Here is a 26,734-nt window from a genome sequence, read left to right as displayed (position 1 = left end):
CTAATGGAAATTGCGGGAAATGACCTTTATCCTCTCCAACTCATCTCCATAGTGGGTAGCAGGCGGTGGACGTTTCCTGATGTTGCGATGATCGTCCGGCGGAATACCGTGGTGGAACTCGTCGCCGCGCCCATGCGGCAGAGGAAAGGGGTGGTTGCGCTCACCCACGCTTGCCAGCGCCTCTGACAGATCGGTCAGCCGGTGGGCGACCAGATGCACCACCTCGCCTTCCCGTTGGATCTTGCCGTAAATACCGACCATGCCGGCGGAAAGCACCACGCGCCGGTATTTTTCGAAGGTCTTGACCCACAGAACCGCATTGGCAATACCTGTCTCATCCTCCAGAGTCATGAAGATCACTCCCTTTGCCGAGCCTGGGCGCTGGCGCACCAGAACCAGCCCCGCCGTTTCCAGCCACGTKCCATCACGGACGCGCACCGCCTCCGCGCAGCTGACGATGCGCCGGCGGGAAAGATCGCGCCGCAGGAAGGACATGGGGTGTTCGCGCAGGGTCAGCCCCACATGGCCATAATCCTGCACCACCTCGCCGCCATCAGTCATGGGCCGCAGCGCGACGGAGGGTTCGGAAAGCTCATCCACCACAGCGTTTTCCCGACTGGCAGCGGCAGCAAAAAGCGGCAGCGGCTCATCCCKCAAMGCCTTGATGGCCCACAGCGCCTCGCGTCTGGAAAGCGACAGCGACGGCAGAAAGGCATCGGCTTCGGCGAGACAGACTAGGGCAGCGGCGGGAACACCTGCCCTCCGCCAGAGATCGTCCACGGAAACGAAATCGCGATCCTGACGGCAGGCGACGATTTTTGCTGCATGATCGTTGGAAAGCCCCTTCACCATGCGCAGGCCAAGCCGCACGGCGTAGCGCTCTTTACCATTCGCATTCTTCTTGCCCGTGGGCTCCAGCGTGCAATCAAACCGGCTGTTGTTGACGCAAACCGGGCGCACCTCCACGCCATGATCGCGCGCATCACGCACAATCTGCGCCGGGGCGTAAAACCCCATGGGTTGCGAATTGAGAAGCGCCGTACAGAAAATATCGGGATGATGGCATTTCAGCCATGAGGAGGCATAGGCGATCAGCGCGAAGGAGGCCGCATGGCTTTCTGGAAAACCATAACTGCCGAACCCTTCCAGCTGCTTGAAGATGCGTTCGGCGAATTCTTGCTCATAACCACGATCCACCATGCCATCGATCATATCCTGACGGAATTTGGAGATGGTGCCGACATTCTTGAAGGTCGCCATGGCGCGACGCAACTGATCCGCCTTACCGGGTGAAAAACCGGCGCATTCGATGGCGACGCGCATCGCCTGCTCCTGAAACAGCGGTACACCCAGCGTTTTGCCCAGCACGCCTCTCAGCTCCTCTTTGGGATAATGTTCTTCTTCTTTTTTGTCACGGCGACGAAGATAGGGGTGCACCATATCGCCCTGAATGGGACCGGGACGAACGATGGCGACCTGAATGACGAGATCGTAAAATATCTTTGGCTTCAACCGCGGCAGCATGGACATCTGCGCCCGGCTTTCAATCTGGAAGGTACCCAGCGTGTCGGCTTTCTGGATCATGGCATAGGTAGGGTCATCATCCTGTGGGACAGTGGCGAGATCGTATTTAACGCCCGTGCGCTCCTCCAGCATGTTGAAACCGCGTCTCATGCAGGAGAGCATGCCGAGCGCCAGGCAATCCATCTTCATGAATTTGACGATATCTATGTCGTCTTTGTCCCATTCGATGATCTGCCGGTCGTCCATGGCGGCGGGTTCGATCGGCACCAACTCGTCCAGCCGGTCATGGGTCAGAACGAAGCCGCCCGGATGCTGGCTGTGATGGCGCGGYGTGCCGACAAGCTGGTTGGCCAGCTCGAAGGCGAGCTTCAGGCGGCGGTCCTCCATATTGAGGTTCAGTTCCTGCACCTGYTTTTCGCCCACCCCTTCGCTCCAGCGCCAGACCTGCGAGGACAGAAGTTTGGTCAAATCTTCCGGCAGGCCCAGAACCTTGCCGACATCGCGCAGCGCCCCGCGCCCGCGATAACGGGTGACGACCGAGCACAGCGCGGCCTTGTCGCGACCATAAGTGTTATAAACCCACTGGATGACCTCCTCGCGCCTTTGATGCTCAAAATCCACGTCGATATCAGGCGGCTCGCGCCGTTCTTCCGAAACGAAACGTTCGAACAGTAGATCAACCTTGAGAGGATCGATGGCGGTGATGCCGAGCACATAACATACCACCGAATTGGCGGCTGAGCCGCGCCCCTGACAGAGAATATTTTCCCCCCGTGCAAATTGGACGATGGCATTTACCGTCAGAAAATAGGGTGCATATTCCAGCCTGCCGATAAGCCCCAACTCATGATGCAGCGCCTTTTCAACCTTCTCCGGCAGACCATCCGGATAACGCCCCGGCGCCGCTTCCCAGACGAGCTTTTCCAACGCCTGTTGCGCCGTCAGCCCCGGCAGGCTGCGCTCTTCAGGATATTGATAGACCAGCTCCTTCAGCGAAAAGGTGCAACGCTTCGCGATTTCGAGGCTGCGGACCAGTGCTTCCGGGTAGCGGGCAAACAGCCGGTGCATTTCCTGAGGCGGCTTCATATAGCGGTCGGCATGTCGCTCGCGCCGGAAACCCGCCTCGTCAATGGTGCAATTGTGCCGGATGCAGGTAACGACATCCTGCAGCATGCGACGCTCGGGCACATGAAACAGCACGTCATTGGTAACAACAGTCGGCACATCAGCGGCTGCAGCCATATTCGACAATTCGAAAAGCCGCATCTGGTCGTTGGGTCGTCTTCGCAGGCTCAGCGCCATATAGGCCCGGTCAGCAAAAGCAGCTTTCAACCGGCGCAGGCGAAGCGCGCAGAGATCGTCAGCCAGATCGGCGAGCAGCACCACGATAAGGCCTTCGCCATAAGCTACGAGATCGTCCCATGTGAGCCGACACTTACCCTTGCCACCCYTCTTCTTGCCGACGGAAAGCAGCCGGCAAAGCCGCCCGTAAGCCGGGCGATCCATGGGATAGACAAGCACGGAAAGATCGTCATCCAGATCGAGCCGGCAGCCGATGACGAGCCGGATGCCATGATTATCGGCCGCTTCATAAGCGCGGGGAATGGCCGCAAGGCTATTGCGATCGACGATGCCGAGTGCCTCGATACCGAGATTTTTTGCCTGTTCGAACAGTTCATCACAGGAACTTGCACCGCGCAGGAAGGAGAAATGCGTGGTCACCTGAAGCTCGGCATAGCGCGGCGTGCTCATGCGAAGACCCCATGGATGAACCAGCCCTGTGAGCCCGTCTCGGTATGTTCGCCATCACCKGAGCGGAAAATCCAGAAGCGCTCGCCGCTTTCGTTTTCGACAGTGAAATAATCGCGCACGGCGGCCTTTTCGCGGTCGCGTTTCCACCATTCGCCAAACACCCGTTCCGGCCCATCAGCGCGCCGCACATTATGGCGCACGCCTTTCCAGATRAAATAACGCGGCGGATGATCCGGAAGCAGCGCCAGAGTTTCGATGGGTTCCGGCCTTGCAAAAAGCCTGACCGGGCGCGGCCAGTGGCAAGGCCAGCCGAGGGTATCCTCAGGTGCCAGCGCCGAAACGCTGGCAAGAGAACGTTCCGGCACGTCGCTTGCCACCGCCGCATAACGATAGACCCTGTGGCCACGATTGAGGATGACATCGACCGTATCGGCGATTTCCGCACGCCCTTCCTCCAGAAGCGAGGACCGGGCCTGCGCGGCGACAAGCGGCTCGGCATGGGTGGCGGTCAGCACCATCAACTCGATGCCGAAGCCGGGATCGATGGTGTCGATCCGGTCGGTCAGAAGCCGGACAAGCTGTTTGACATCACGCACCGGTCTGGAGGTGCCGGCCCGCACGGCCTGCAAGCCGCTATCCACCCGGTGCAGCAGCAGATCGACGCGACGTGCGCCAAGGCCGCGCTTTTCCAGCGAGACGCAAAGCTCAGCAACCAGCTTTTGCACATAGCGGGCAATTGTCTCCGCCGCCGCGATCGGCTCGGGAAAGGCGCGGCGCACCTCCACCAGTTCGGCAATGCGCACCGGCTCGATAGGTTCGCCAGTCTCGCCAAAAGCCTGAGTGAGCCGCCTGACCACTTCCGGGCCGAAACGCAGGGTCAACGGCGCCCGTGGAGCCTCGGCAAGTTCGCCTATGGTGCGAAAACCGAGCACCTTCAATCCGGAAACGATACGCTCCTCCAGCCTGAGCGCCGCCAGCGGCAGCCCGCTGATCGCCGCCCGCTGCCCGCCCGGCGATACGATGCCGATCTCCTCACGGCCAAACCGGGCAAGCGCATGGGCCGCCCCCCAGCTATCGGCAATGGCAGCGCGGGCGGCGAAGCCTGCGGCATGCAGGCGGTTCACCATGCCGCTCAACATCAGCGTCTCATTGCCGTGCAGATGGTCCGCACCTGCCGTATCCAGAACCAGCCCATCAGGCGGATCTGCGGCGACGATCGGGGCATAGATACGCAGGAAATGAAAAGCGAGTTGTTGCAAGGCGCGGGCATCCGCCGCCGCATCCAGATCCTCGACGACGAGACCCGGCACCAAAGCCTGCGCCTTGCTGACGGGTGTGCCGGGCCGGATGCCCGCCGCCTTTGCTGCCTTGTTCAGCGCCAGCACCAGGCGGCGGCTGCCCTGACGGCCGATCATGACCAGCGGCTTTTCAACCGGCGGCGCGTTCTGCCCCGAAAGACGCCGGTAGCGATCCGTCGGCCATGTCGGCAGGTAAAGCGAGACGACCCTTTGCATCACAGGCTTCCACTTCAAATGCAGCGCTTTCGCCGCCGCGACATCGCAAAAGTTCCAGAAACCAGCGTGGCCTGCCCACCCCCGGCACCGGCAGGGGCGAAGATGGCCGGACAGAGACACGCCAGCGGGTGACAGCGGCCGTCGGCTCGCCAAACAACGCCGCATCGGCGGGGCGCCGGAAGCGGCGGATGGCGATGCCCGTGACACCAGAGGTTTCCGCCGCCAGTTGCAACCGTCGCGAGGCATTCATCGGCAACTTCGCAAGCTCGCCCATCACGGCGCCAAAACCGTTGCAGCGCAAGCCTTCCTCGAAACAGTCGAGCACGCCTTTCTCATCGCGGCATTCGACGATGATGACCCGGTTCTGCGACAGGCCCGCCTGCGTCAATCCCGGCATGAACAGATCCCTGCGGGTGACACACCATAAGACCTTGCCGGACAGCCTTGCTGCCACACCGGCCGCAAAAAGCGCCGCTGCCGCACCATCGGCGGCACCATTGCCGCCGCCGCTCACCTCATGCAGGCAACCGAGCTTCAGCCCGCCTCCAGGCAAATGGTGATCGATGGCATCTACGCCGAAAGGCAAGGCCTCGTGCAGGCGGTGAGGACCGCCACCGATCCTTTCCAGCCTTTCACGCAGCTCTTCGACAACGAGCAACTGTTCCGCGCGCTTTTGCATGGCATGACAGGTTTCAATTCCGGTTTTTCAGTTTTATTGTTCCTGTTTTGTTCTTATTTCAGCAAAGAGTCAAGCAATGCTGTGCGGCTCTTCAACAGGTTTGCGCGGGAAGAGAGGGATTATGGCCTTGCGGCCATGTGTGCCACCGTTAAAACGGATTATCCGGTCGGCCTCTCCCTTTTTGCGGATAATTGACGCGCCGGACATCAGGGTTTGGAGGAAACCGCCGATGATCGCCAGCATTCTGATTGCCGTGGTTGCGGCCATCCATGTTTACATCACCATTCTGGAAATGCTGCTGTGGGAAAAGCCGACCGGCCGCAAGGCCTTCGGCCTCTCTGAGGATTTTGCGCGACAGACGAAGGTGCTTGCCGCCAATCAGGGGCTTTACAATGGTTTTCTGGCAGCCGGATTGATCTATGGGCTCACGCAGGGCGATGAAGGACTGAGTTTCAAGGTCTTCTTCCTCACCTGTGTCCTGATAGCCGGCATTTTCGGCGCCATTACCGCCAATATGAAAATCCTGTTCATTCAGGCTTTGCCGGCATTGTTTGCGCTCGGCTTCCTCTGGATCGGAGTATGAACCTATGACCGCATGGAACGATCTCCGCGCAAAAGACGCCCTCAACCGCATATTTATGGCGGCAGTGGCGAGTGCCGATCCCGCAAAGGTGCTGCAACATCATCTTCCTTCCCCGCCCAAGGGCAGGTGCGTGGTGGTCGGCGCGGGCAAGGCCTCGGCTGCCATGGCCGCAGCGCTTGATAAGGCCTGGGCGGATGTGAACCTCTCCGGTATCGTCGTAACCCGTTACGGTCATGCCGTTCCGGCCGGGCGCATCGAAATCATCGAGGCCTCCCATCCCGTGCCCGACGACATGAGTGCCGAAGCGGCAAGACGCATTCTTGCCTCCTTTGAAGGGCTGACCGCAGACGACATGGTGATCGCGCTAATTTCCGGCGGCGGTTCGGCACTGATGGTCGCACCTGCCGAAGGCATGACGCTTGCGGACAAGATGGCCGTCAACCGCGCACTTCTTGCCAGCGGTGCGACGATTTCCGAGATGAATGCCGTGCGCAAGCACCTCTCCCGCATCAAGGGCGGACGACTGGCGCTGGCCGCCAAACCGGCCAGAGTGGTTTCGCTGTTGATTTCAGACGTACCGGGCGACGATCCCTCCGAAATCGCTTCCGGCCCCACGGTTGCCGATCCGAGCGATATCAACAATGTGCGGGAAATCGTCTCCCGTTATGCGCTCGATCTTCCCGAGAATGTGCGCAAAGTGCTGGAAAAGGGCGAGGAAACGCCGAAGGCAGGCGATATAGAAGAGGACATCAGGCTGACCGCGACACCCTCGCTCGCCCTACAGGCGGCGGCGGACGAGGCGGTGAAGCTTGGCCTTACGCCGCTCATCCTCGGGGATTCGCTGGAGGGCGAGTCAAAGGATGTCGGCGCGGTGATGGCGGGTATCGCCCTCTCCGCCAGCCGCAAGGGCCTGCCAGTCAAAGGCCCGGCCGTGCTGCTTTCCGGCGGAGAAACCACGGTGACGATCGGCAAAGGGCTGGCCGGCAAGGGTGGGCGCAACACGGAATTTCTGCTGAGCCTTGCGCTGACGCTGAAGGGTGCAGGCGGTATCTGGGCCATTGCCGGCGATAGCGACGGCATAGACGGCGTTGAGGATGCGGCAGGCGCACTGGTGACGCCCGATACGCTTGCGCGTATGCGCAACGCCGGTGCCGATCCGCGCCAGTCGCTGGTGGGACACGACAGCTACACCGCCTTCAAGGCGGTTGGCGACCTTGTCGTGACCGGTCCGACGCTGACGAATGTGAATGATATCAGGGCGATTTTGATCGGGTGAAAGCAGGAGAGTTCGAGCCTGTTATGGCCTTGCGGTGCGCATCGTTGAACGTGGCTGTTTTGACTATACCGTCGGACAGGTATAATCTGGTGGCCTGTCTTTTGGAGCCTCAGCCATGCGTTTTGGAGTGCTCGTAATTGGTCTAGCCCTGGCCCTGATCCCCACCTTGGCGGACGCCCACAATTGCAAATGCCGAAATCGCGGTGTCATGTTCGAACTCGGCCAGACATCCTGCCTCAGGGTCGATGGCGGCTCCTATCTCGCGCGCTGCGAAATGAAACTTAACGTCTCATCCTGGACGAGAATACAGGACGGTTGCCCCGTGACTGAACGAATGCAGCAGCAGATGACACGCGCAAATTGATCACGTCTTCAGGTGGGTCGTGAGGGGAAAGCAGGCAGAGATATGCCGAGAGCTTGCCCCCTCATCCGGCCCTCCCCCCCCCGCAGGGAGAAGAAATACGCCGCGACGCCATATCGATCTTACAGCTTCACCCAGCCGCCATTCTTTTTACCGGATTCGATGCAGGCGGTGACAAAAGCAACGCCTTTGACACCGTCATCGACGGTCGGATAGGTGACCGCCTTGTCGAGCTCCGAACCGGTGCGGCGGGCTTCGATGGCRTGGGCCGCTTCGGTATAGATGGTCGCGAAGGCTTCGAGATATCCTTCCGGATGGCCCGAGGGAATGCGCGTGACRCGYGCGGCSGCRGCACCGGCGCCAGCACCGCCGCGGGTGATGAGCTGTTTCGGCTCGCCAAGCTTCGTGAACCAGAGATAGTTCGGATCAGCCTGCGTCCACTCGATGCCTGCCTTGTCGCCGTAAACGCGGACCTTCAGTCCGTTTTCATGCCCGACAGCCACCTGGCTGCACCAAAGCAGGCCCTTGGCTGGTTGCTTGCCGTCCTTTGGCTTGAAGCGCAGCATCACATGCGCATTGTCGTCCAGACGGCGACCCTCCACGAAGGTATGTACATCCGCTGCCAGTTCATCGGCTTCCAGACCGGAAATGAAGCAGCCGAGATTATAGGCATGGGTGCCGATGTCCCCTGTGGAGCCGCCGACACCGGATTGCGCCGGATCGGTGCGCCAGACGGCCTGTTTCGCACCGGTCTGCTCCAACGGCTCAGCCAGCCAATCCTGCGGATATTCCATCTGCACCAGACGGATGTTCCCGAGCGCACCGGTTTCCACAAGTTCACGCGCATGCCGCACCATAGGATAACCGGTGTAGTTATGGGTGAGGATGAACAGCGCGTCCGCCTTGTCCGCCACGTCCTTCAGCTTTTTGGCATCCTCCAGATTGGAGGTCAGCGGCTTGTCGCAGATGACATGGATGCCGCGTTCCAGAAACGCCTTCGCCGCAGGATAATGTACGTGGTTGGGCGTGACGATCGCTACCGCCTCGATACCATCCTCGCGAAGCGCTTCCTTCTCTGCCATTTCTTCGAATGACCCATAGCAACGCTCTGGAGCAAGCCCGAGTTCGCGGCCGGAGGCGAGGGATTTTTCCGGTGTCGAGGACAAGGCCCCGGCCACGAGATCGAAGCGGTTGTCGAGCCGCGCGGCCATGCGGTGAACGCCGCCGATAAATGCACCCGAACCGCCACCCACCATGCCCAGGCGAATCCGCGTGTTCGCCTTGTCGGTTGTCTTTCCTTCAATAGCCATAATGTCTCCTCGGCATTTTCTAAGCGCATTCCCACACGGAAAACGGCTTCACACTTTTCCTGGAAATGCTTTTAAAGCCCAAGCATGCGCCGGTTGGCCGCATCATCGGTGCCAGCAGATGCGAAATCATCAAAGGCTTTTTCCGTGACGCGGATGATATGGTGCTTGACGAACTCGGCCCCTTCCCGGGCACCGTCTTCAGGATGTTTCAGCGCGCATTCCCATTCAACCACTGCCCATCCGTCGAAATCATTGGCAGCCATTTTCGAGAAGACCGCACCGAAATCCACCTGCCCGTCACCCAGCGAGCGGAAGCGGCCCGCACGGTTGACCCAACCCTGATAACCGCCATACACGCCCTGGCGGCCGGTCGGATTGAACTCAGCGTCCTTGACATGGAACATCTTGATGCGGTCTTTGTAGATGTCGATATTGTCAAGATAATCAAGGCATTGCAGCACGTAATGCGACGGGTCGTAGAGCATGTTGGCGCGCTTGTGGTTCTTCACACGCTCCAGGAACATCTCGAAAGTCACGCCATCATGCAGATCTTCGCCGGGATGGATTTCGTAGCAGACATCCACGCCCTGCTCATCGGCGTAATCGAGGATCGGCGTCCAGCGTCTTGCCAGCTCGTCAAAGGCGGTTTCCACCAGACCGGCCGGGCGCTGCGGCCACGGATAGATGAAGGGCCAGGCAAGAGCGCCCGAAAAGGTCGCATGTGCGTTGATGCCGAGATTTCTCGAAGCCTTCAGGGCAAGCTTCACCTGTTCCACCGCCCATTGCTGGCGAGCCTTCGGATTGCCGCGCACTTCAGGTGCTGCAAAACCATCGAAGGCCTCGTCATAGGCGGGGTGAACGGCAACCAGCTGGCCCTGCAAATGGGTGGAAAGCTCGGTTACCTCGAYGCCGTTCTGGCGGGCGACACCCGCAAATTCATCGCAATAGTCCTTGGATTCGGCGGCCTTTTTCAGATCGATCAACTGCCCGGCCCAGGTGGGAACCTGCACGCCGGCATAACCCTTTTCTGCCGCCCATTTGGTAATGCCGTCCCATGTATTGAAAGGCGCAGCATCACCGGCAAACTGACCGAGAAAAAGACCCGGTCCCTTGATCGTTTTCATAAAAATCTCCTCCTGTATCGATACAGTTCAGCGGTAAAGCCGCTTTGGCTCGCAATTTGCCAAGCTAACCGCTCATTATTTTCAGACAAGCCCCAAATGCCGGGGAGCGAGAGAATTTCGTTATTCCACTAAAAAACGAAACACGTCTAAAGCGCCAGACCGCTTGCCCTGTCGAACACATGCACACGCTCGTGATGCACGGTGGCGGCAAAGGGGGTGTTGAYCTTGACCAGTTGCTCGCCATCCACCACCGCCGTAACCTRATCGCCCGCCAGTTCGAAGACCACATGCGTCTGCGCGCCTGTCGGCTCGACCAACACCGTCCTGCCGGACAGTGAAATATCGCCGCCGACGGTCGAACCGATATGTTCCGGTCTCAACCCGATCGTCACCGACTGGCCGCGCTTGACATTTCTTGAGGCGGCAATGCGGATCGCCGTCCCGTCCTTCAGCCGGGCGGCAGGTTGATCGCCCTCGCCGTCGACCACGCCTTCGATGAGGTTCATGGCCGGCGAGCCGATGAAGGCGGCAACGAAAAGATTGGCAGGTGTCTTATAAAGTTCGAGCGGCGTGCCCTGCTGCTCGATACGGCCGTGATTGAGCACCACCACCCGGTCGGCCAGCGTCATTGCCTCGATCTGGTCATGGGTGACGTAGATGGAGGTCGTACCKACTTTCTGATGCAGAGCCTTGATTTCGCTACGCATCTGCACGCGCAGCTTGGCATCCAGATTGGACAGCGGCTCATCGAACAGGAAGACGGCCGGGTTGCGCACCACGGCGCGGCCCATGGCGACGCGCTGGCGCTGGCCACCCGAAAGCTGCGAGGGCTTGCGGTCCAGAAGCTTGCCGAGATCGAGCATGCGGGCGGCTTCCGCCACGCGCTCATCGATGACGTTTTTCGGCTGCCCGGCAAGCTTCAGATTGAAGCCCATGTTTTCGGCGACCGTCATATGCGGATAAAGCGCATAGGACTGGAATACCATGGCGATATTGCGCTCGCGCGGCGTCATGGAATTGACGACGGTGCCGCCAATGAGAATATCCCCATCGGTGATTTCCTCCAGCCCGGCGATCATGCGCAGCAGGGTAGATTTGCCGCAGCCCGAAGGCCCGACCAGCGCAATGAATTCGCCATCGGTTATATCGAGCGAGATGCCGTGAATGACATCGAGCGAGGCATAGGACTTGCGGATATCCCTAAGTTCGACGGAAGCCATGTTTTGCTCCTTTCAAGTCACGATTTGACGGCACCGGCCGTCAGGCCCGCGATGATGTGTTTCTGTGCGAGGAAGAAGACGATGACGGTCGGCAGGATCGTCAGCGTGATGAAGGCGAGCACGAGCTGCCATTCCGTGCCGAATTCGCCGCGATAGACCATGATGCCGAGTGGCCAGGGATATTTCGATTCCGAGTTCAGCATGATCAGCGGCAGAATGTAGCTGTTCCAGCTGCCGACGAAGGAAACGATCCCAACCGTCGCCACGATGGGTCGTGAGAGCGGCATCGAAATGTGCCAGAAGAAGCGCAGATAGCCGCAACCATCCACGAAAGCGGCCTGAAACAACTCTTCCGGCAGATTGCGGAAGTAATTGCGAAACAGAAGGATGCTCATGCCGAGCCCAAAAGCCACCTGCGGCAGAACCACGCCCCAATAGGTATCGAGCAGACCGAGATCGCGGATGCGGATGAACAGCGGCAGGATGGCGGTCGCCGCCGGGAACATCAGTCCCAGCAGGAAGTAATTCAGCAGGAAAGACGAGCCGAAGAACTTCACATGCGCAAAGGTGAAGGCGGCCATGGCAGAGACGGTCAGCGTCAAAAAGACCGTCAACAGCGCAATCACCAGCGAATTGAATATCTGCAGCCAGTAGCGTTTGCCAAAGAGGATATCGCCGTAATTGGCCCATTGCCACTCGGCTGGCAAGCCGAACGGGTTGACGCGCAGATCCCCCAGCGTCTTGAAGCCGCCAAGCGCCGTCGTCAGAAGCGGGATGAGCACGATGGCCGCGATCAGGCTCAGCGATATATAAAGATAGAGCTTTGTTTGCAGCGGCATGCGGACGGAAGTGGATGGTTCAGTCATGGCGCATGAAAATCCTTTTGTAACCGAAGGCGAGCGTCACGCAGATAACGAAGAGAACGACACCCACCGCGCTGCCAAGCCCCACCTGCATGCGCATGACGCCGTAGGTATAGAGAAAGGCGACCATGGTTTGCGTGGAGTTGGACGGACCGCCGCCGGTGAGCGGCATGATCATGTCGAACAGCTGTAGCGAGCCGATCACCGCAAAAAAGACGGACAGGCGCACCGTTGAGCCGAGCATCGGCAAGGTGACGTATCGAAACTTCTGCCAGCCGGAGGCGCCGTCGATTTCGGCAGCTTCCAGCACGTTCTTGTCGACGGATTGAAGGCCGGCGATGAACAACATCATGTGGAAACCGAAATACTTCCAGACGATGACGCCAAGCACGGCGTAGATCGCCACATCCTTGTCGGCCAGGACGTAAGGGTTGGCGAAGCCGAAGAAATTGGAGATGGCAGCGAAAAGGCCGTAATCGCCATCATAAACGAAGCGCCAGATCAGGCCGGCCGCGACATCCGCAAGGACATAGGGCAGGAAGAAAACCAGCCGAAAGGCAACGACGCCCGGAAGGCGGTGCGCCAGCATCATGGCAAGCCAGATCGCCAGCGGGATCTGGATCAGCACGGAAATCAGGATGATGAGGCCGTTATTGAGCAGAGCCTGCGAAAAGGCGGCATTGCCGAACAGGACCTGGAAATTCTTCAAGCCCACGAAATCGGTCGGCGTGCCGTAACCGTTCCAGCGGTAAAGGCTGTACCATGCCGCCTCGCCCATGGGCAGGATGACGAACAGGGTAAAGAGCAGCAATGCGGGCGGAAGGAAGACCAGCAGGGTCAGCGCACGGTCATGCGCGACCGAGCTTTGCTTGCGCTTCGTCTTCGACGCGCCGCGCGCCGGTATGGACGCAGAAGTCATGGAAATATCCGTCATCTCTATCCGCTTTCATTCAGGCAGATACTGCGGCGCCGCGTCCCGCGCGGCGCCGTCATGGAACCGAAATCAGCGAAGCTCGAAAGCATCCTGAATTTGCTTGGCGCCCTCTTCGGCGCTCATCTGGCCGGAAACGATTTCGACGGAGACATCGTTGACCACGCGGCCAACGGCAGCGCCCAGTGTCTGGTCGAAGAAGTTCTGGTGCCAGGTAGAGCTTGCAAGCTGCTTGGCCGAATCTGCCAGCAGCGGGTTCTTGACCGCTCCATCCGCACCCGTCGCAACCGGCAGGATCATGCCCGCAGCCGCCATCTTCTCTTCACTTTCCTTGCTGGTCAGGAAGGCCGCGAAATCGATCGCTTCCTTGGAAGCGTTTTTCGTGACTGCCCAACCATTCAGACCGCCCAGCGTGTCGGTGACTTTGCCAGCACCACCTTCGACGGCGGGAAAGGCGAAGCGACCGATATTGTCTGCCGCAAGGCCTTTGCCGTCACCGGCATTCTTGCGCTGGTTGGCTTCAGTATTGTCAAAGCCGAGGATCATCGCGGCCTTGCCATCACCGAAGACGCCGAGCGCCTGGGGCCAGGTGGAGCCGAGATAGCCGGGCTGGAAGGGTTCGAGCTTGCCGAACTCGGCCAGTTGCTCGCCCGCCTTGATGATGGAGGGATCCATGAAGCCTTCACCCTCGCCCTTGCGGGCGGCGTCGAACACGGTCTGCCCGCCATTGCGCATGACGAGATAGCTCCAGTAGAAATGGATCGGCCATTTTTCACCGCCACCACCGGCAATCGGAACGATGCCCGCTGCCTTGATTTTCTTGACGGTGGCGCCGAGATCGTCCCAGGTCTTGATGTCTTCCGCCTTCACGCCCGCCTTGGCAAACAGCTCCTTGTTATAAAAGAAACTGACGAGGCTGACCTTGTAGGGCACTGCCCAGACCTTGCCGTCAAAGGAGAGGCCGTCGATTGCCGCGGCGTTATAGGCCTGCCGCAGCTTGCCGCCATCGGCGTCGAAAACCTCGCTCAAATCCTTGAGTGCGCCGGTTTTTGACTGTTCCTCAAGGACGCCGCCGCCCCAGCTATAAAAGAAATCGGGAACGTCGTTGGATTGCAGCAACGTCGGTAATTTGGCCTTGAAGGCCTCGTTTTCGAGAAACTGCAGTTGCACGTCCACGTCAGGATGTTTGGCCTCATAGTCCTTGGCAATCTCCTCCCAGACGGCCACGGCTTTGGGGTCCAACTCCACATGCATCCATTTAACGACCGTTGCGGCCGAGGCGCTTGCGGCGCCGAGCATGAGAGCAATGCTTGTCGTTGTGGCAAAGCCTATCAGCCTGCCGCTCAGGCTTGCGCCTGCGTGCCTAATCGTCATGATCGTGATCCTCCCTCGGGGATTTCCTCATTTATTCCCCAATGCGGATTAATTCACCTTAGCACTCGCTCATTGTCAAGGCGCCATGCCGATTTTTTGAGCGAACGGCTTGACACACCCCTCCCTGACACCGTTATTTAATCCGCAATCCGACATAAATTGGTTTTCGAACCGGCATTGATCGCAGCAGGAACCCATGAAGACCGCAGACCCAGAACTGATGCGCGCGATCAACCGGCTAAGCGTGCTGGACAGCATCCGCCGCCACGGACCGATCTCCCGGGTGGAAATCAGCGAAAGAACGCAGCTTTCCACCACCACCGTATCGGCCATCACCGCATCGCTGCTCGATGACGGGCTTATCCTTACCCGCCATATCGGCGATATCCGCACGGAGGGCGCACGCGGCAGGCCGCGGGTGATGCTGGAGCTGAACCCGGATGCGGCCCGCGTGGTGGGCGCCAAGATTGCGGCAAGCCGCATGGTCTTCGTCGTCACCGATTTTTGCGGCAACGTGCTGTCCACCCTCGCCCTGCCGATCCGTGTAGACCGCCAACCGATCGGCGTCATTGCCGATCTGGTGGAAGACGGGGTGCGGCGTTGCGTGGTCGATGCCGGACTGTCGCTGGAAGATGTGGACATGGTCTGCCTTGGCCTGCCAGGCGTCATCGAACATCGCACCGGCAGGATCCGCAGCAGCCCTATCCTGCGGGAAGTGAACGTCGATTTTGCCGAGGAAATGACCTCACGGCTGAATTCCCCCACCATCATCGAAAGCGACGCCCACGCCATCACGCTTGCCCATCACTGGTTCGGCCATGCGCGCGATCTGGAGGACATGGTGCTGATCTCGCTCGAGCAGACACTTGGGCTTGGCGTGATGCATCAAAACCAGCTGTTTCGTGGTGCAGGCGGCCTCAGCCACAATCTCGGCGACCTCGTGATCGGCCTTGCCAGTGAAGGAACCGTGCGGCTGGCGAGCCAGGCGGGCGAGAACGCCATTCTCGGTTCCCGCCCGGTGGACGGGCGTTTTGCAGAAGCTATCCGGCTTGGTCGCGGCATGCAGCATGCCCATGCGCTGATTGCGGCGGAAGACAACGATCTTATAGCGGCAGCCTTGCGCGCCGGTGCAGCCCTTGGCCTGACGCTTGCCAATATCGTCACGCTGTTTGCGCCGCCACGGGTCATCATCACCGGCTCCAGTCTCGAGCTCGGCGAGCCCTTCATTACCAGCATCCGCGACAGTTACAACGCCGCCGTGCCGCCATCGCTGGCAGGCGTCGCAGAGCTGGTTTTCGACGTCGCAAGCGACGAACTGTGGGCGCAAGGRGCGGCAGCCGTCGCACTTTACGAGCTTTACGAATCGCCATGGAACACCACAGGGCCGGCGCTCTAGCCGGCAAGGTTGAGAGTGGGCTTAGGCATTTCTGATTTACGGGAGGAAATCACATGAACAAGGTCGGTATCGGCATCATCGGCTGCGGCAACATCTCCAGCGCCTATCTCAAGGCGATGGCGTCGTTTCCCATTCTCGACATTCGCGGACTGGCGGATATGAACGAGGAGGCAGCAAAAGCGCGGGCAGACGAGTTCGGCCTTCAGGCAAGAAGTATCGATGAACTTCTGTCTGACCCCTCCGTGGAAATCATCGTCAACCTGACGATTCCCAAGGCGCATGTGGAGGTGGGCCTGCGCGCACTTGAGGCGGGAAAACATGCCTATTCGGAAAAGCCGCTCGGCATCAATTTCGTGGAGGGTAAACGGCTTGCGGACGCGGCAAAGGCAAAGGGCCTGCGCATCGGTTCGGCACCGGACACTTTCCTCGGCGGCGGGCACCAGACCGCGCGCCGCCTGATAGACGAAGGTGTGCTCGGCCAGCCGGTTGGCGGAACGGCTACCTTCATGTGCCCCGGCCATGAGCGCTGGCATCCCAACCCCGCCTTTTATTACGAAGTCGGCGGCGGGCCGATGCTGGATATGGGACCCTATTACATCACCGATCTCGTCAACCTGTTCGGCCCGGTCGCCAAGGTGGCAGGTTTCGCCATCGCGCCGCGCAACGAACGTCTCATCACCAGCGAACCTAAGAATGGCGAGAAAATCCCAGTCCATGTCGCCACCCATGTTTCCGGCGTGCTGGCATTCAAGAATGGCGCGGTGGTGCAGGTGGGCATGAGCTTCGATGTGGCGGGCCACAAACATGTACCGCTGGAAATCTACGGAACGGAAGGCACATTGATCGTGCCCGACCCCAATCATTTCGGCGGTGAGGTGCAATTGCTGAAAAAGGGCGGCCAGTTCGAGCCGCAGGCACTGTCTTCGCCCTATGCTGACGGCAACTACCGCTCGATCGGCGTGGCCGACATGGCCCATGCGATCCGCGAAAACCGCCCGCACCGCGCCAATGGCGATCTTGCCTTGCACGTGCTGGAGGTCATGGAGGCCTTCCAGACGGCAGCGGACAGCGGCACCACCGTTTCCATCACCACCGGGGTGGAGCGCCCTGCTCCCCTTGAAACTTCGCTGGTCGACGGCCAGCTCGGCAAATAATCCCGAGGAGGAAATAAATGCGCGAAGCACTCATCGTCTGGGGCGGCTGGAGCGGCCACGAGCCGCAGGAATGCGCCACCATCGTCAAGGACATTCTGGAAGAGGATGGTTTCAAGGTCTATGTCGAACACGGCACGGAGGCGTTCGCCGATCCTTCCGTGCATGATCTGAGCCTTGTCGTGCCGATCGTGACAATGTCGAAGATCGAGAAGGAAGAGATCAAGAATCTCACCGCCGCCGTCGAAAACGGCGTCGGCATTGCCGGCTTTCACGGTGGTGCAGGCGACAGTTTCCGCGACTGCGTCGAGTACCAGTTCATGATCGGCGGCCAGTGGGTCGCCCATCCCGGCAATATCATCGACTATCACGTCAACATCACCCGCCCCGACGACCCGTTGATGGAGGGAATTTCCGATTTCCCCTACACATCGGAGCAATACTACATGCATGTCGATCCCTCCAACGAGGTGCTGGCGACGACAAAATTCACCGGCGACCACGCCTGGTGGATCGACGGTGTAGTGATGCCGGTGGTCTGGAAACGCAAATACGGCAAGGGCCGCGTCTTCTATTCGGCGCTCGGCCATCAGGCCAAGGAGTTTTCCGTGCCGCAGATGAAAACCATGTTCCGCCGCGGCGCCAACTGGGCGGCACGTTAAAGCGTGCATTGAGAGGCGGCCAAACAAGGCCGCCTTTTTCTTTATCATCAGCCCCGAATAATCTCTTCCGCAGCCATCGCCACACCCAGAACGTGGTCATCCGTGCCGTGCAGGCCTGATAGCAGCAGGCCAACGGGCATGCCCGCCTCACCCGTGCCGCAGGGAATGGAAACGCCGCAGAGATCGAAGAAGTTGCCGATCTGGGTGTTGCGCAGGGTCTTGGCATTCATGGCAAAGAAGGTCTCATCATTCTCCACAAGCGGTGCGACCTTGGCCGCGACATGAGGCAATGTCGGCGATATCAGCAGCTCATTCTTGCCAATCATGCCCGAAAAAGCCGCCGTCATGCGTTCGCGCGCCTCGATAATGGCGATGTAATCCGGCAAGGAGATATTCGCGCCCAGTCTTGCTCGCGCAACCACGCGTGGGTCCATGCGAGCCGCATCAGCACCTTCCAGCCGCGCCTTGTGCAGGGCGAAGGCTTCCGCCGTTACCAGCGCACCCTTTTCCTTGATAAGATCGAATAATTGCGAAAAGACCGGGAATGCCTGCCGCCGTACAGAAGCGCCGGCGCGGGAAAGCCGTTCCACTGCCTGCTCAAAAGCGACCGCGACGCCCTCCTCGATGCCATCGAAAAACACTGTTTCCGGCACGACGAGCGACAAGCCGGACAGAGGCGTACGCGCCGCGTCAAAAGCCGCCTTGCCACGCATGGCGGCATCTACCCACACGGCGTCCTGCACAGTGCGAGTGAGTGGGCCGAGCGAATCGAGACTTTTAGCCAGCGGATAGACGCCGCGCATCGAGTAACGGCCGCGGCTMGCCTTGTACCCCACCACACCGTTGAAGGCGGCGGGAATGCGCACCGATCCGCCGGTATCCGTACCGATTGCCACCGGCACCAGRCCGGCCGCAACCGCGACACCCGCGCCGGAAGAAGAGCCGCCCGGCAGCCGGTGGMCATCCGTGGAAGCGGGATTGCGCGGCGTTCCGTAATGCGGGTTGATGCCAAGGCCGGAAAACGCGAACTCGCTCATATTGGTACGGCCGATGCAGACCATCCCGGCSTCCTTCAGCGCGCTCACCACATCCGCGTCACGGGACGCAGGCCCATCGTTCGAAAGCACCGTCGATCCAGCCGTGGTCACAGTGCCTTCGAGATCGAAAAGGTCCTTCCAGGCGACCGGAATGCCGTCGAGCACGCCGCAGGATCGTCCCTCGCGAATGCGTTTCAAGGCGCCTTCCGCCTCCGCCATGGCCCGCTCCGCCGTCAAGCCGACAAAGATCGCCCGGTCTTCCGATTTCCCGATTGCACCAAGGGTCTCTTCCGCCAAGGCGCGCGGATCAAGATGGCCGCTCTGGATGAGAATGGAAAGCTGCGCGATGTTTTTGCCCTTGTGAGCCATGATATGTTCCCTGAAACCGGCATGTTACGCACAACATGCCGTTTATCGGCAGCTTGGCAAGGTCAATCGCGGTACCCTTGCAACCATAAAGCGCGGTTGATGAGCGCGAAAAGGGGCCCCAATGCATCGGCGTATTTGGCGTCGATGTCCCATCACAAGCCATCGAATATTTCAACCTGAGGTACATATTTTCGGCSCCTTATATAAGCGKCGACTATAAAAAGACGGATTAATTCTTAATCGCATCTAAACTTTGTTGAATTATTTAGCAGACACCATTGAAATACATGCCCTATAAAAATTCCATAAAACAATCATAACGCGACATCGCGGGGGAATATCGCGAATGGAAGAGACTGCCTATCGGGGGATAGATAGACAGACTGAAACCGGTGACACGCTTCGCTCAACGACGCAGCCGGTACCGGGCCGCTTTTCGCGGCGGCGTTCGCTCGCCAGCAAGATAACCCTGATATTTCTCGGCGGCGTGATCTTTTCCTACAGCATCGGGGCGCTCGTCGGCTGGTACATGTTCGTTGCCGCAGCCAGCGAGCAATGGCTCAACCAGGCCCGCGTCAATTCACAGATTGCCAGCGCCACCCTGCGCAGCATCTATACCTATGTCAGCGTCACCGCCGACACGGACGGACAGGTGAACGGCATCTTGACCGACAAGCCGATTGGCGACGACGCATCCATTCTCGTTACCGGCTTCAACCCCAGCGACGTTCTCGCCCTCATCGGTGCGCAGACCAAGAATGCCGTCTGGCTTTTCCGCTACGATGAGGCCGATTCCGGATTCCGTCAAATCGCGGCGGCCTTCGACAACGCCACCGACGACGCCGAAAAACCGATTGCCACCGATCCCATCTTCTCCAGAGATGCGGTCGCCGCGCGTTTTGCCACCGGCTTTGCGACGATTGGCGATTCCAGCCATTATATCGGCCTRTTGCCGATCATCAGCACGGAAACGAAAAATCCGATTGGCGCGGTCGCCGTCAGCATCGGCGGTTCGGACGCACTTTATGGCGCGCAGCGCAAGCTCATCTACAATTCGCTCGTCGCCCTGATCGTTGTTCTGACCGTCACCGGCGTTCTCGTGACGCTGATTGCCAGGCATTTTCTRAAACCCGTTCCGGCGCTGGTGCAGGCGACACTCAGGATCGCCCGTGAGGAAACCGATGTCGTCACRCCGTTTCAGGATCGACGGGACGAGATCGGCGATATGGCCACCGCCATCGAAACCCTGCGGGAGGCCGTTCTGGAACGTGGACGGCTCAGGCAGATACGTGACATGGCGCAGCAACTGGAACATATGGCCCATCATGATGCGCTGACGGGGCTTCCCAACCGCGTGCTCTTGATGAAGACGCTGGAGAACCGTCTCGAACATCTTTCCACGTCAGGCCAGCCGTTCAACGTCATGCTGCTCGATCTCGACCGCTTCAAGGCCGTCAACGATACGTTGGGACACGCGGCAGGCGACGCCCTGCTGGTGGCCGTGGCCTCGCGGATTTCCTCCGTGCTCGGTGAAAACGACATGGTGAGCAGGCTCGGCGGCGACGAATTTGCGATCATACAAGCGGTGACCGATAATTGTCGCGAGGATGCGGGCGCGCTGGCAAAGCGCGTGGTCCATGCGGTCTCGCGCAGCTTCAGCCTCGAAGGTAGCCATATAAGCGTCGATACCAGCATCGGCATCGCCTGCGCGCCCGATCACGGCAACTCCGCCACCCAGCTTCTGCAACATGCGGACCTTGGTCTCTACCGGGCGAAATCCATGGGATGCGGCTTTTTTGTCTTTTACGAGCCTGGCATGGACATGGCGGCGCAGCACAAGCACGCGCTCGAAATAGACATGAAATCCGCGCTCGAAAACCACGAATTCGAGCTGTATTACCAGCCCGTGGTCAATCTGGAGAGCGGCCGCATTGTCGCCTACGAGGCCCTTGCCAGATGGCGGCACAGCAAGCTTGGCATCATCACGCCGGATCGCTTCATAACGCTTGCCGAAGAAAACAATTTCATCAAACCTCTGGGCGAATGGGTTTTGGCGCAGGCCTGCATGGACGCCATGACCTGGCCCAGGGATATCCGACTTGCCGTCAATCTTTCCGCCGTGCAGCTTTGCAATGACGATATTGTCCCGATCGTTGACGGCGCGCTGAAAGCCTCCGGCTTCCCGGCCGAGCGGCTCGAGCTTGAAGTGACGGAAACGGCAATGCTCGAGCGCGACAACAGCGCCAGGGCTTTAAAGCTGCTGAAGGAAATGGGCGTCCGCCTCGTGCTTGATGATTTCGGCACCGGTTATGCCGGGTTGAGCACGCTGACGCATGTTGCCTTCGACAAGATCAAGATCGACCGCGAATTCGTTTCCGGCCTGCCGGAAAATCCAATGTGCTCGGCCATCGTCAACACCATCATCGACATGGCAGAACAGATCGGCCTGAAAGTCACCGCCGAGGGCGTGGAAGACAAGAAACAGGTCGAGGCCCTCAAGCTTTCCGGATGTGACGAGGCACAGGGCTATTATTTTGCCGAGCCGGCGCCGCTTGCCCGGATACTCAAGAACCGTGCCGTCATCGCCCAAACCGGAAACGACGAATATAGCGACGTCGGRCGACCGATGCAGGAAACCTATTACCCGCCACAAAAAGCGATTTGAGAACGCGGCTGACAGCCAAAAGGACATAAAATGCGCATTTCAGTATTTTGCCTTTTCCTCACATGCTTTATCCCCACARCTCCGGTGCAGGCCGCCGGCGAAGGCGATACGCTTCGGCAGATTGCCAAGACCGCGAAAATCCGCATCGGTTATCGTGAGGCAGAACCGCCGTTTTCCTATCAGCTGCCGGACGGAGAAGTGACCGGCTTCTCGACTGATCTTTGCCGTGCGATCAGCGAGGACATCCGCACGCAACTGAAGCTGGACAAACTCGACATTGAATATGTAAAGGCCACGCCCGCAACCCGGTTCATTCTCGTCCGGAGCGGCAAGATCGATATTGAATGCGCGGCGACGACCAACAACAGCGAACGCCGGAAAATGGTGGATTTCTCCTATCCGAATTTCATGACCGCGACGCAATTTCTCTCCCGTAAACAGGACAATCTGAAGAGCCTTGCCGATCTGGCCGGACGCTCCGTCACATCCGCCTCCGGCACGGTCAACATCGAGCAGCTGAATGCGGTGAACCGCGAAAAGAACCTCAATATCTCGGTGATGCCCACAAAAACCAATGAGGAAGCCTTCGAACTCGTCGTTGCCGGCAAGGCCTCTGCTTTCGTCATGGATGGCATATTGCTGGCGGCGCTGGCGGCAACATCGGAGAATCCCGACCTCTACGCGCTCTCGGACGAAACGCTGAGCGCACCCGAACCGTACGGCCTGGTGTTTCGGCGCAACGACCCGGCCTTCAAGGCGGCGGTCAACGAAAGCCTGCGGCAGATCTTCACCGGTCCCACCATTCACGGCCTTTACGAAAAATGGTTCACCAAACCCATTCCGCCCAATGGCATGAACCTGAACCTGCCGATGACCGCCTCCTTGAAACAAGCCTATGACCATCCGAGCGAATACCGGGACTGAGGGAGTAAAAACCCCACCTCTATTTTATGAAAATGTTTTGACTGATAATTTTGGCTGGAGATGCGCGATGCAGAGATCGACATTGTGGCTCATGCTTGGGGTTTTTAGTCTTTTACCCACCATTGCAGCCGCCGACGACACCCAACCGCCTACACTCGAAACCATTGCCAGAACCGGCACCATCCGGCTCGGCTTTGCCGACAGAAATCTTCCCTTTTCCTATATGGGAATTGGTCCGGAGCCGATYGGTTACAGCATCGAACTGTGCCTGAAGGTGGCGGATTCCATCAAGAAGAAGTTGGGCCTGCCGGAATTGAAAATCGATTTCGTCAAGCGCACCCCCAGCAACCGCATCACGCTTCTCAATGATGGCACAATCGACATGGAATGCGTGGCGAGCACGAATACGGAGGAAAGACGCAAGGCCGTGTGGTTTTCCTACAGCCACTTCATCACCGGCACGCGTTATGTCGCCCTGAAATCAAGCAACATGACAAGCGTCAGCGATCTTGCCGGTCGAACCGTGGTGGTGACAACGGGAACGATCAATATCAGTCAGCTGAATGTGCTTAACCGCAAACTGGGACTGAACATCGCCGTCCTGCAAAACGACAGTACGGAAGGCAGTTTCGACATGGTGACGGAAGATCGAGCCTCGGCCTTCGTCATGGACGATATTCTTCTGAGGTCCTTCGTCGCTGAAACGGGCAAGCCCGAAGACTATTCCATCTCGAACGAATATCTTGCCCCACCACAGCCCTATGGCCTGATGCTCCGACGGGGCGACACCGCCTTCAAGAACGCCGTCAACGAAGCCCTTGGGAAAATTTATGCAAGCGGCGAAATCAACGCGATCTACGACAAGTGGTTCAACGCGCCGATCCCGCCGAACGGCATAAACCTCAAGCGCCCGCTTCCCGACGATCTGGCCGAGGCATTTAGAATGCCGGTCGATACGACGGCMGAGTAAAGAAAAACGCCGCCCTGCAAGGGGCGGCGGTATTCGGAGAAWACATCACGCSGCGCGCAGGTCGGCGCTCAACGGTATCTCGACATCGATCTCCAGTATGGAGACRTGCTCGTCACGATCCATCTTCACATGCACCCGATCGTTATCGATCTGTACATGCTTGGCGATGACGGCGAGAATTTCTTCCCGGAGGACGGCGACGAGATCGGTTCCCGACGACGCCCTTTCGTGGGCAAGCAACACCTGCAGTCGCTCGCGCGCAAGCGGTGCCGACTTTTGTTTACGGAACAGGCCGAAAATGCTCATGCAGCCCTCCTAGCAAAGATCTTGGAGAAGATACCCCGCTTTTCGCCCGGAATGACCACCGGAATGTCCTCGCCTGACAGGCGGCGGGCAGCGTCGAAGTAAGCCATCGCAGGTGCACAACGGGCATCCGCGAGCGTAACCGGTGCACCGACGTTGGAAGCACGCAGGACATCCGTGCTTTCGGGAATGATACCGAGCAGCGGAATGGAGAGGATTTCCAGAACGTCGTCGACCTTCAGCATGTCGCCACGCTCGGCACGGGCCGAATCATAGCGCGTCAGAAGCAGGTGCTTTTCCATGCGCTCGCCGCGTTCGGCCTTCAGCGTCTTGGAATCGAGCAGGCCGATGATGCGGTCACTGTCACGCACCGAGGAGACTTCCGGATTGGTGACCACGACGGCCACATCCGCATGGCGCATGGCCAACGTCGCGCCGCGTTCGATACCGGCCGGGCTGTCGCAGATGACCCAGTCGAAATGTTTCTTCAACTCGGCGATGACCCATTCCACGCCTTCCGGCGTCAGATTGTCCTTGTCGCGTGTCTGCGAGGCGGGCAGCAGGAACAGCGTCTCGAGGCGCTTGTCGCGGATCAGCGCCTGCGTCAGCTTGGCATCGCCCTGGATGACGTTGACGAGATCGTAAACCACCCGGCGTTCAGCACCCATRACGAGATCGAGGTTACGCAGTCCGACGTCAAAATCGACAACTACGACCTTCTGCTTGTTCTGCGCCAATGCGGCGCCAAGCGCTGCGGTCGAGGTGGTCTTGCCAACCCCGCCCTTGCCGGAAGTAACAACGACTACCTTCCCCATACGGCTCTCCTGTTCCTGTGTTGTTTTCTCTATGTCGTCAGCCAAGTTTTTCGGCCTTTATCGTATCGTTTTCCAGCCACAGCTGAACGGGCTGGCCGCGCAGCTTGTCGTCAATGTCCTCGGCAACCTTGTAGACACCGTCGATTGCCAGTAGCTCCGCTTCCAGCTTGCGGCAGAAGATGCGCGCCGAAACATTGCCAAGCGAACCGGCCATGGCGCGACCGCGCAACGCCCCGTAAATATGCACCGACCCGCCCGCGATGATTTCCGCACCCGAGGCGACCGAACCGATGACGGTCACATCGCCTTCGGGGAACATGATCGACTGGCCGGAGCGCACCGGCTCGTTGATGACCAGCGACTGCACCACGGCCCGAACCTCGCCCGAAGCGCGCGGCTTTTCTTCCGGCAATTCGGCGGCAATGGCGACGGGCTCGACCTCGACATCTGAAGCGGGCTTTCCGCCCTTCAGCGACGGCGGCATGCCCGGCTCGATCATCGAGGGGCGAACACCTTCGATCCCCATGATGCCGACATTACGTTCCGTCAGCGCTGCCAGCAGAGCCTTCAGCCCTGCCTTGTCCAGCGACAGTTCAGACGCATCCAGAACCACCGGACGCGACAGGAAGAACCCGGCCGAACGTGCAGCAAGATCATCCAGCCGTTCCAGCCATTGATCGAGCGGAGCTTCAGGGGACAGAACGACCGCGAGGAAGGAGCGGCCTTTGATACGGATCGAACGCTGGTCTGTTAGCACTTTGGTCATCTTGGTAAACAAATCGTTGACAATTAGGTACCTCGAATATGGTTAACAAATGGTTAACAACACCCCTTAAACGACGGTTTCGTTAAGAGAATTCCGCTGCGAAAAATCTCATGCACAACATTCATAAGCTCCGTTTAGCTTTTGATTTTGCGAACTTTGACTGCTTTCGAAAACTCACAATAGCAGTTGATCCTTGCTGCAACCTGACGCCCGCATGACCGTGTGCGGACGCCGCCTCCCCTGCCTGACCATGCCCCGAGTCGCAGTCCGTGCAAACTGTCCGATTCCGGCACGATGTTCGCCACTGGCGGATGGGTCGCCATTTGCTTGAGGAGCGGAAAAACGATTCCGTTATGCCTGCCGATGCTATAGACACGAGGCCAACCCGACACATCCAACGGAAGAATGCGATGCACAGCAAAGTCCCGGCGACCGCCCAGATCTCCTCGCGCGAATATGGCGCCTTCCTGTTCGACATGGATGGAACGCTGCTGAATTCCATTGCGGTGGTGGAGCGGGTCTGGCGCGAATGGGCCGTAGACAACGGCATAGAGCCGGAGGCTTTCCTGCAGCGCATCCATGGCATGCGCGCATCCGAGGTTGTGCGTCGCGAGGCAGTTCCCGGCCTCGATATCCAGGAACAGGCGGATATGCTTTTGCAAAAGGAAATGGACGATGTTGACGGCATCCTCCAGATTCCGCAGGCAGCCGCATTTCTTGAGAAATTGCCGGCCGGAAAATGGGCTATCGTCACCTCCGCCGCCCGCGCCCTTGCCGAACTCCGGTTGGCTGCGGCAGGCCTCACCCCGCCTCCAGTGATGATCTGTGCCGAGGACGTTGTGAACGGCAAGCCTGACCCGGAGGGTTACAGAAAGGCTGCTGCGAAGCTCGGCGTCGCACCTGAAGACTGCGTCGTCTTCGAAGATGCGCCCGCCGGCATTCTGGCGGGGGAAAGCATGGGCGCAACGGTCGTGGTCATTAACGCCACTCATTCGCATCCCATCGAAACGCCGCACCTTTCGATCGGTGGGTACGGTGAGCTGGACGTCACCATCGGCGACGACGGCGGCTTGAAGCTCACRAGTAACAAGGGCTGAAAAGCCAACCCAAACATGCGGTGTCAYCCTCGGGTCTGYCCCGAGGATCAATCACGTTCGTAAAATCC

At 59.2% G+C, this 26,734-nt stretch carries 24 protein-coding genes; 10 read left to right on the top strand and 14 right to left on the bottom strand.

Annotation, left to right across the window (positions count from 1 at the left end; all coding sequences use genetic code 11):
• The 4 genes from AB4Z23_RS23680 to AB4Z23_RS23665 form a co-directional block, all read right to left on the bottom strand.
• Window positions 1–3,276 (bottom strand): error-prone DNA polymerase, encoded by a 3,276-nt coding sequence (locus AB4Z23_RS23680; protein ID WP_441360848.1) that lies wholly within the window; start codon window positions 3,274–3,276, stop codon window positions 1–3.
• Window positions 3,273–4,790 (bottom strand): Y-family DNA polymerase, encoded by a 1,518-nt coding sequence (locus tag AB4Z23_RS23675; protein ID WP_333711408.1) that lies wholly within the window; start codon window positions 4,788–4,790, stop codon window positions 3,273–3,275. Before AB4Z23_RS23675 ends, AB4Z23_RS23680 begins: the two co-directional genes overlap by 4 nt.
• The gene (locus AB4Z23_RS23670; protein ID WP_035199388.1) at window positions 4,705–5,469 is read right to left on the bottom strand and encodes an ImuA family protein; all 765 of its coding nucleotides are present in this window, start codon (window positions 5,467–5,469) and stop codon (window positions 4,705–4,707) included. Before AB4Z23_RS23670 ends, AB4Z23_RS23675 begins: the two co-directional genes overlap by 86 nt.
• A gap of 69 nt (window positions 5,470–5,538) precedes the next feature.
• Window positions 5,539–5,712, bottom strand: coding sequence for a hypothetical protein (locus AB4Z23_RS23665; protein ID WP_003510714.1), 174 nt, complete (start codon window positions 5,710–5,712; stop codon window positions 5,539–5,541).
• On the opposite strand from AB4Z23_RS23665, the gene AB4Z23_RS23660 reads away from it, so the two are divergent.
• The 3 genes from AB4Z23_RS23660 to AB4Z23_RS23650 all read left to right on the top strand — a co-directional run bounded on the left by AB4Z23_RS23660 (window position 5,699) and on the right by AB4Z23_RS23650 (window position 7,692).
• Window positions 5,699–6,052, top strand: coding sequence for a DUF1304 domain-containing protein (locus AB4Z23_RS23660; protein WP_076845901.1), 354 nt, complete (start codon window positions 5,699–5,701; stop codon window positions 6,050–6,052). The genes AB4Z23_RS23665 and AB4Z23_RS23660 overlap by 14 nt on opposite strands.
• 4 nt (window positions 6,053–6,056) lie before the next feature.
• On the top strand, window positions 6,057–7,328 hold the full coding sequence (locus AB4Z23_RS23655; protein ID WP_441360847.1) for a glycerate kinase type-2 family protein: 1,272 nt from the start codon (window positions 6,057–6,059) through the stop codon (window positions 7,326–7,328).
• Window positions 7,329–7,443: 115 nt separating this feature from the next.
• Window positions 7,444–7,692, top strand: a complete 249-nt coding sequence (locus tag AB4Z23_RS23650) for a hypothetical protein (protein ID WP_038493930.1) — start codon at window positions 7,444–7,446, stop codon at window positions 7,690–7,692.
• 119 nt (window positions 7,693–7,811) lie between these two features.
• Here the strand turns inward: AB4Z23_RS23650 and AB4Z23_RS23645 are convergent, their stop codons facing one another.
• The 6 genes from AB4Z23_RS23645 to AB4Z23_RS23620 form a co-directional block, all read right to left on the bottom strand.
• Window positions 7,812–8,999 (bottom strand): Gfo/Idh/MocA family protein, encoded by a 1,188-nt coding sequence (locus AB4Z23_RS23645; protein ID WP_013761506.1) that lies wholly within the window; start codon window positions 8,997–8,999, stop codon window positions 7,812–7,814.
• A 71-nt stretch (window positions 9,000–9,070) separates the two neighbouring features.
• Window positions 9,071–10,123 carry a sugar phosphate isomerase/epimerase family protein gene (locus AB4Z23_RS23640; protein WP_441360846.1) on the bottom strand — a complete coding sequence of 351 codons (1,053 nt, stop codon included), beginning with the start codon at window positions 10,121–10,123 and terminating at the stop codon, window positions 9,071–9,073.
• A 146-nt stretch (window positions 10,124–10,269) separates the two neighbouring features.
• Window positions 10,270–11,343, bottom strand: coding sequence for an ABC transporter ATP-binding protein (locus AB4Z23_RS23635; protein ID WP_441360845.1), 1,074 nt, complete (start codon window positions 11,341–11,343; stop codon window positions 10,270–10,272).
• Between the two features lie 17 nt (window positions 11,344–11,360).
• Entirely contained in the window at window positions 11,361–12,209 is an 849-nt protein-coding gene (locus AB4Z23_RS23630; protein ID WP_003510727.1) for a carbohydrate ABC transporter permease, read from the bottom strand.
• Complete coding sequence (locus AB4Z23_RS23625; protein ID WP_441360844.1) at window positions 12,202–13,140, bottom strand: carbohydrate ABC transporter permease; 939 nt, start codon at window positions 13,138–13,140, stop codon at window positions 12,202–12,204. Before AB4Z23_RS23625 ends, AB4Z23_RS23630 begins: the two co-directional genes overlap by 8 nt.
• A 69-nt stretch (window positions 13,141–13,209) precedes the next feature.
• Window positions 13,210–14,511, bottom strand: a complete 1,302-nt coding sequence (locus AB4Z23_RS23620; RefSeq protein ID WP_112152928.1) for an ABC transporter substrate-binding protein — start codon at window positions 14,509–14,511, stop codon at window positions 13,210–13,212.
• A gap of 196 nt (window positions 14,512–14,707) precedes the next feature.
• Between AB4Z23_RS23620 and AB4Z23_RS23615 the strand changes: the two genes are divergently transcribed.
• Genes AB4Z23_RS23615 through AB4Z23_RS23605 form a run of 3 tightly spaced genes read left to right on the top strand, consistent with a single transcriptional unit; the run spans window position 14,708 to window position 17,720 of the window.
• Complete coding sequence (locus tag AB4Z23_RS23615; RefSeq protein ID WP_003510733.1) at window positions 14,708–15,907, top strand: ROK family transcriptional regulator; 1,200 nt, start codon at window positions 14,708–14,710, stop codon at window positions 15,905–15,907.
• A 53-nt stretch (window positions 15,908–15,960) separates the two neighbouring features.
• Window positions 15,961–17,061 carry a Gfo/Idh/MocA family protein gene (locus AB4Z23_RS23610; RefSeq protein ID WP_413373112.1) on the top strand — a complete coding sequence of 367 codons (1,101 nt, stop codon included), beginning with the start codon at window positions 15,961–15,963 and terminating at the stop codon, window positions 17,059–17,061.
• A gap of 17 nt (window positions 17,062–17,078) precedes the next feature.
• Window positions 17,079–17,720 carry a ThuA domain-containing protein gene (locus AB4Z23_RS23605; protein ID WP_115062630.1) on the top strand — a complete coding sequence of 214 codons (642 nt, stop codon included), beginning with the start codon at window positions 17,079–17,081 and terminating at the stop codon, window positions 17,718–17,720.
• A 47-nt stretch (window positions 17,721–17,767) separates the two neighbouring features.
• Here AB4Z23_RS23605 and AB4Z23_RS23600 read toward each other — a convergent pair whose 3' ends face one another.
• On the bottom strand, window positions 17,768–19,126 hold the full coding sequence (locus AB4Z23_RS23600) for an amidase (RefSeq protein WP_441360843.1): 1,359 nt from the start codon (window positions 19,124–19,126) through the stop codon (window positions 17,768–17,770).
• A 346-nt stretch (window positions 19,127–19,472) separates the two neighbouring features.
• On the opposite strand from AB4Z23_RS23600, the gene AB4Z23_RS23595 reads away from it, so the two are divergent.
• The 3 genes from AB4Z23_RS23595 to AB4Z23_RS23585 all read left to right on the top strand — a co-directional run bounded on the left by AB4Z23_RS23595 (window position 19,473) and on the right by AB4Z23_RS23585 (window position 23,685).
• Window positions 19,473–21,791: an EAL domain-containing protein gene (locus AB4Z23_RS23595; RefSeq protein WP_441360842.1), complete on the top strand. Its 2,319-nt coding sequence runs from the start codon at window positions 19,473–19,475 to the stop codon at window positions 21,789–21,791.
• A gap of 30 nt (window positions 21,792–21,821) precedes the next feature.
• The gene (locus AB4Z23_RS23590) at window positions 21,822–22,715 is read left to right on the top strand and encodes an amino acid ABC transporter substrate-binding protein (RefSeq protein ID WP_441360841.1); all 894 of its coding nucleotides are present in this window, start codon (window positions 21,822–21,824) and stop codon (window positions 22,713–22,715) included.
• A gap of 67 nt (window positions 22,716–22,782) precedes the next feature.
• Entirely contained in the window at window positions 22,783–23,685 is a 903-nt protein-coding gene (locus tag AB4Z23_RS23585) for an amino acid ABC transporter substrate-binding protein (RefSeq protein WP_097100189.1), read from the top strand.
• A gap of 45 nt (window positions 23,686–23,730) precedes the next feature.
• Here the strand turns inward: AB4Z23_RS23585 and minE are convergent, their stop codons facing one another.
• From minE to minC, 3 genes are read right to left on the bottom strand one after another with little or no spacing between them, the layout of a single operon-like run.
• Window positions 23,731–23,991: a cell division topological specificity factor MinE gene (gene minE, locus AB4Z23_RS23580; RefSeq protein WP_003510750.1), complete on the bottom strand. Its 261-nt coding sequence runs from the start codon at window positions 23,989–23,991 to the stop codon at window positions 23,731–23,733.
• Window positions 23,988–24,803 (bottom strand): septum site-determining protein MinD, encoded by an 816-nt coding sequence (minD, locus tag AB4Z23_RS23575; protein ID WP_003510752.1) that lies wholly within the window; start codon window positions 24,801–24,803, stop codon window positions 23,988–23,990. Before minD ends, minE begins: the two co-directional genes overlap by 4 nt.
• A gap of 37 nt (window positions 24,804–24,840) precedes the next feature.
• Window positions 24,841–25,569 (bottom strand): septum site-determining protein MinC, encoded by a 729-nt coding sequence (minC, locus tag AB4Z23_RS23570; protein ID WP_003510754.1) that lies wholly within the window; start codon window positions 25,567–25,569, stop codon window positions 24,841–24,843.
• 410 nt (window positions 25,570–25,979) lie between these two features.
• Here minC and AB4Z23_RS23565 point away from each other — a divergent pair, with 410 nt between their 5' ends.
• Window positions 25,980–26,666: an HAD family hydrolase gene (locus AB4Z23_RS23565; RefSeq protein ID WP_019564617.1), complete on the top strand. Its 687-nt coding sequence runs from the start codon at window positions 25,980–25,982 to the stop codon at window positions 26,664–26,666.
• Window positions 26,667–26,734 lie beyond the last annotated feature (68 nt).

The sequence above is a fragment of the Agrobacterium sp. MCAB5 genome (genome assembly GCF_052114365.1).
GTDB classification, from domain to species: Bacteria; Pseudomonadota; Alphaproteobacteria; order Rhizobiales; family Rhizobiaceae; genus Agrobacterium; species Agrobacterium tumefaciens.
This window is presented reverse-complemented; position numbering and strand designations above follow the sequence as displayed.